The organism is Collinsella sp. HCP28S3_E9, from assembly GCF_052065455.1.
Lineage (GTDB): Bacteria > Actinomycetota > Coriobacteriia > Coriobacteriales > Coriobacteriaceae > Collinsella.
The window spans coordinates 1-5,562 of record NZ_JBQHTZ010000028.1 but is presented as its reverse complement, the minus strand read 5'-3'; the positions used below and the strand labels follow the sequence as shown (position 1 = coordinate 5,562).

Annotated in this window: 4 protein-coding genes; 2 read left to right on the top strand and 2 right to left on the bottom strand. The window is 62.3% G+C overall.

The genetic code is table 11. The features are described from left to right. Window positions 1–96 precede the first annotated feature (96 nt). Entirely contained in the window at window positions 97–978 is an 882-nt protein-coding gene (gene thrB, locus ACTNA2_RS08905) for a homoserine kinase (RefSeq protein WP_154514914.1), read from the bottom strand. Window positions 979–1,181: 203 nt separating this feature from the next. After that, on the bottom strand, window positions 1,182–2,699 hold the full coding sequence (thrC, locus tag ACTNA2_RS08900) for a threonine synthase (RefSeq protein ID WP_441049351.1): 1,518 nt from the start codon (window positions 2,697–2,699) through the stop codon (window positions 1,182–1,184). A gap of 103 nt (window positions 2,700–2,802) precedes the next feature. On the opposite strand from thrC, the gene ACTNA2_RS08895 reads away from it, so the two are divergent. Both ACTNA2_RS08895 and ACTNA2_RS08890 read left to right on the top strand, forming a co-directional pair. Further along, window positions 2,803–4,191, top strand: a complete 1,389-nt coding sequence (locus ACTNA2_RS08895; protein WP_154514910.1) for an aspartate kinase — start codon at window positions 2,803–2,805, stop codon at window positions 4,189–4,191. A 220-nt stretch (window positions 4,192–4,411) separates the two neighbouring features. Beyond that, window positions 4,412–5,437, top strand: coding sequence for an aspartate-semialdehyde dehydrogenase (locus ACTNA2_RS08890; protein WP_154514908.1), 1,026 nt, complete (start codon window positions 4,412–4,414; stop codon window positions 5,435–5,437). The last annotated feature ends 125 nt before the right edge of the window (window positions 5,438–5,562 follow it).

The window sequence follows — 5,562 nt, the reverse complement described above, 5'->3', positions numbered from 1 at the left end:
GCCCCGTCGCGCGAAGCGCACGACGGGGCAATTCATGATCGAGGACGTTTTCAGGGGAAGCCCCAAGGAGACCGGTGAGAGCAATGAGACAGGGCGCTACAGGTACTCGATTTGAGCGCCCTCGGTGTCGCACGTCAGAATGTGCGTCTCACACTTGGGGAACTGCTCACGCAGCTTGACCTGCAGGAATTTTGCCACGATGGTGTCGTCGGTCACAGCCATAAGGGTAGAGCCCGAACCGCTGATCCAGATGGTCTTGGCGCCGCCGTTAAGGCAGGTGTCGCGCACAGCGTTGTAGTCGGGAATCAGGCGACGACGATAGGGCTCCTGGATGCGGTCGTCATTGGCGGCGGCAATCAGGTCGAGGTCGCCAGCCTCCAGGCCTCGCGTCATGCCGGCGATACGGCCCATTTGCCATACGGCGGTGGAGAGCGGAATCTCCTGCGGCACGACCTTGCGCGCCTCGCTCGTGTGAACCTCGTAGGGCGGAATCACGGTAATAAAACGCAAGCGATCGCTCACCTCGTAGCGCAGGCACTGGGGGAGCGAATCGGTCGGCGTAAAGGAGCAGACGGCGCCGCCCAGGATGGCGGGAGCGACGTTATCGGGATGGCCCTCGACCTCGGTGGCAATGCGGACGAGCTCAGCGCGGTCGACGGTGTGGCCTGTCAGTGCGGCGGCGGCCATAATGCCAGCGACAACGCAAGTGGAGCTGGAACCCAGGCCGCGAGCGACGGGTACATCGGTTTGAATGTCGATGGCAACGGGAAAAGCCGGCTCGCCCCATGCGGCCAGCGCATCGACAAAGCTGACGTAGACCAGGTTGTTCTCGTTTTGGAACTCCTCGGGGCAGCCCGTGATGGTGAGCTTGTCAGCGCGCTCGAAGGTGAAGTGCGAGTAGAGGCTGACGGCCATGCCGAGGGTGTCGTAGCCGATGCCCAAGTTGGCGCTGGTTGCTGGGACGGTGATTTTGATCATGTGGGTCCTCCTGGCGTGCCTGGCTGTTTAGTTCGCTGCTCGGGCAGTCCTGCGCAAGACGGAAAGCACATTAAGTGCTTTCCTTTGCGTGCGGAACTCGCGACGAACTAAACAGCCAGGCACGCTGTGCGCGTTCGTCATCATCCCGGGGGTTATCTGATAAAAGAAGGTGCGCCGGCTTTCGCCGGCGCCTAATGAGGGTTTTAGTTGGTAGCCATCTTTTTTGCTGCAGACTCGACGTAGCTTGCCATCTCATCGACGTCACAGACGTCTTCGAAGCGGACGGGTTTGGACTCGAGCTCGGCGAGCTGTGCCGGTGCGGCCGTATTGGTGGCCTGCTCGAGCACGCGCATGGCCTCAAAGTCGTCCTCGGGAACGTTGAGACCCAGAGCATCGCAGCAGGCACGCGGGAACTTGTAGGGGCTGGCGGTCGAAAGCAGCACACGGGCCTTGGCCCCCTCGGCGGGAGCGACCTTTTCAAAGACGTGATAGCCGCAAGCGGTGTGCGGGTCGATCACGTAGCCGTTCGCATCCCAGCAGCTCTTGATGGCAGCGCGCACCTCGTCCTCGCTGGCCCAGCCGCAGCCAAAGACGCTCTGAATCTTTGCCAGCAGGTCGGCGGGAACCTCATAGTGACCAGTCTTTGCCAGCTGCTCCATAAGGCTGGCAACAAGCTCGCAGTCGCCATCGGACAGGAAGTAGAGCATGCGTTCCAGGTTGGAGCTGATGAGGATGTCCATCGACGGCGAGATGGTCGTGAAGAACGGACGGTTGCGGTCGTAGACGCCGGTGGTCAGGAAGTCAGCCAGCACGTTGTTCTTGTCGCTCGCGACGACGAGCTTGGCGACGGGCAGACCCATGCGCTTGGCATAGTAGCCGGCCAGGATATCGCCAAAGTTGCCGGTCGGTACGCAGAACTCCACGGCGTCGCCGGCCTCGATGGCGCCGGCGCGCAACAGCTGCGCATAGGCGGCAAAGTAGTAGACGACCTGCGGCACCAGACGGCCGACGTTGATGGAGTTGGCACTCGAAAGCACCGTTCCGGCGGCCTCCAAGCGCTCGGCAAGCTCCTTATCGGCAAAGATGCGCTTGACGGCACTCTGGGCATCGTCGAAGTTGCCGCGAATGCCGCAGACGGCGACGTTATCGCCTTCCTGTGTGGACATCTGCAGATTCTGCACGCGGCTGACTTTGCCTTCGGGATAAAAGACGGTGATGCCCGTGCCCGGAGCGTCGGCAAAACCGGCGAGTGCGGCCTTGCCGGTGTCGCCCGACGTGGCGGTGACGATCATGATGCGCTCGGCGCCGCCGTCCTTGGCGGAAGTGCGGGCCATGAGACGGGGGAGCATCTGCAGGGCGACGTCCTTAAAGGCACTCGTGGGGCCGCCAAAGAGCTCCATCACATAGGTCTGAGGGGCGTCAGCGCCCGGCGCAGCGTCGAGTTTGACGAGCGGCGTAACCTCTTCACTCGCGAACGTGCCGCGATATGCCTCATTCACACAGGCCGAAATTTCTTCGCCCGTGTAATCATTCAGTAACATTCCCAACACATCTTGAGCGATTTCAAAGTACGATTTATCTGCAAGCGAGCTGATATCGACCTGCTGGGTGCCGAGCTCGTCCGAGACAAACAAACCCCCGTCGGGAGCGATGCCGGTGCGGATTGCCACCTTACTTGAGCACGATAAAGTGCGTCCTCGTGTACTATGATAAGTTCCCATATAACACTGCTCCTCGGATGCCTTGGTCCCAATCGGTGAAACCATGGTATCAGAGCGCGCAAAATAGGTTCGCAGAGGCTTTTAGAAAGGTAACCTCCAGCCCATGATTAAGATTGCCAAGTTTGGCGGCTCGTCGGTCGCCGACGCCGAACACTTTAAGAAGATCAAGGCCATCGTCGATGCCGACCCGGCCCGCCGTTTTGTGGTGGTTTCCGCCTGCGGTCGCCGCTTTAAGGGCGACACCAAGGTGACCGACCTGCTCTACCTGGTTAACGCGCACGTTAAGTATCACGTGTCGTGTGAGGAGCTGCTCGAGGACATTGGCCAGCGCTATTTTGATATCGCTGACGAGCTGGAGCTCACCTATCCCATCCGTGAGGAGTTCGCGGCCTTTGCCGAGCGCGCCCGCTCGGGCGGCTACTCCACCGAGGAGCTTGTGAGCCGCGGCGAGTACTTCACCGCTCGCCTGATGGCCGAGTACCTGGGCCTGCCGTTCCTGGACGCCGCGACGGTTGTGGCGTTCCATCACGACGGTACGCTCAGCATGAACCGCACCTCCGAGCTGGTGCAGGAGTACGGTCAGCAGGGCGGCTTTGTTATGCCCGGTTTCTACGGCGCGACGCGTGAGGGCCAGATTAAGCTGCTCGATCGTGGCGGCGGCGATATCTCGGGCTCGATCCTGGCCAAGTGTCTGGACGCCGACCTTTACGAGAACTGGACCGACGTCTCGGGCTTTTACTCTGCCGATCCGCGTATTGTTCCCGAGGCTCAGCCCATTGCGCGCGTTACCTACGAGGAGCTGCGCGAGCTTTCGTACATGGGCGCAAGCGTCCTGCACGAGGAGGCCGTGTTCCCCGTGCGCGAGGCGGGTATTCCGCTGGTCATCAAGAACACCAATGCGCCGCAGGACCCCGGCACCATCATTAGCGAGACGGCTGATGAGGGCGAGGCGGAGCCCATCATTACCGGCGTGACCGGCAAGCGCGGTTTTGTCGCCATCAACGTGGCCCGCGATCGCACCAAGCCCCGCGTCGGCTTTATGCGCCGTGCACTTTCGGTCTTCGAGCGCTATGACGTTTCCGTCGAGCACATGCCCACCGGCGTCGACCGCTTTGGCGCCGTGGTGCAGGAGCAGGATGTGCACGATTCGCTGTACTCGCTCGTGGGCGACATCCAGCAGGAGGTTGAGCCGCTCGAGATTGAGGTTGTCGAGGGCCTGGCGCTCATCGCGACCGTCGGTCGTAACCTGCGCGGCCGCGCAGGTATTTCCGGCCACCTGTTTGGCATGCTCGGCCAGGCTGGCGTGAGCGTGCGCATGATTTCGCAGAGCTGCGACGAGATCAACATCATTATCGGTGTCGAGGATAAGGACTTCGACCTGGCGATTCAGACCATTTACCGTGCCTTCTCCGACGAGAACGGCATTGTGAAGGTCTCCGATCTGGAGGCTCCTGCACCGATTGAACCCGCCCTGGCTGCCCTCCACAAATAGCGACCATTCCGGTAGATTTTTGGGATATGTCTAGAAATCTACCTTTTGGCGCATGAGTGGGTTTTGAGGCATGTTCCAAAAAATCTAGCGCGGGGCGTTTCGTTTCGGTTTCGTTTCGACGGGGTGGGTTTCGTGTCCGCCCCGTTCTTGTATACACTGGGCAAGAATATCCTGCCTGCTCGGCGTGCGGGCAAAAGCCACAACCTTCAAAGGGGGAAGCATGAAACAGTACACGGTTGCTATTTTGGGCGCGACGGGGGCCGTGGGCACCCAGATGCTCGAGTGCCTCAACGAGCAGGAGTTTCCGGTTGGCAAGCTCAAGCTGCTGGCGAGCGCGCGTTCTGCGGGCAAGACCGTCGAGTTCCGCGGCGAGCAGGTGGTTATTGAGGAGGCTTGCCCCGAGGCCTTTGAGGGCTGCGACATCGTACTCGGCGCTGCCGGCGACGATATCGCCAAGGAGCTGCTGCCCGAGGCCGTCAAGCGTGGCGCCGTCGTGGTCGACAACAGCCACGCCTTCCGCATGGATCCCGAGGTGCCGCTCGTCGTGCCCGAGATCAATGCCGACGACATCAAGTGGCATCACGGCCTTATCGCTAACCCTAACTGTGCAACTATCATCGGCCTGGTCCCCACCTGGCCGCTGCACAAGCTTGCCGGCGTGAAGCGCATGATCGTCTCGACGTACCAGGCGGCTTCGGGCGCTGGTGCTCCCGGTATGGCCGAGCTCGAGGCCCAGCTGGCCGCCCTGGGTCGTGGCGAGGAGATTCCCGAGCCGCGCGCATTTGCCGCCCAGTTGGCGAGCAACCTGATTCCGCAGATTGGCGGCGTCAAGGAGGAGGGCTTTACCTCCGAGGAGATGAAGTTGCAAAACGAGGGTCGCAAGATTATGCACCTGCCCGAGCTGCGCGTGAACTGCACTTGTGTGCGCGTGCCTGTGCTGCGCTCGCACTCCGAGAGCATTACGCTCGAGTTTGAGCGCGACATTACGGTCGAGGAAGCCCGTGCTGCGCTGGCTTCTGCCCCGGGTGTCAAGCTGGTCGACGACCTGGGTGCCGAGGATGCGCACGACCGATTCCCCATGCCGATGGACACCTCCGACCAGGACCTGATTTGGGTCGGTCGCGTGCGCCGCGACATCTCGAACCCCGAGGCCGCGCGTGGCATCACCTTCTGGTGCTGTGGCGACCAAATCCGTAAGGGCGCGGCAACCAACGCCGTCCAGATCGCCAAGCTGCTCTGCGAGTAGCGGTGGAACTGTCCGGCGGGGGGGGGGGGGGGGGGGGGGGGGGGGGGGGGGGGGGGGGGGGGGGGGGGGGGGGGGGGGGGGGGGGGGGGGGGGGGGGGGGGGGGGGGGGGGGGGGGGGGGGGGGG

Excerpts from the sequence above, each read along its gene's own strand:
- thrB (WP_154514914.1), bottom strand. The coding sequence starts at position 978 with ATGATCAAAATCACCGTCCCAGCAACCAGCGCCAACTTGGGCATCGGC.
- ACTNA2_RS08895 (WP_154514910.1), top strand. The coding sequence starts at position 2,803 with ATGATTAAGATTGCCAAGTTTGGCGGCTCGTCGGTCGCCGACGCCGAA.
- ACTNA2_RS08890 (WP_154514908.1), top strand. The coding sequence starts at position 4,412 with ATGAAACAGTACACGGTTGCTATTTTGGGCGCGACGGGGGCCGTGGGC.
- thrC (WP_441049351.1), bottom strand. The coding sequence starts at position 2,699 with ATGGGAACTTATCATAGTACACGAGGACGCACTTTATCGTGCTCAAGT.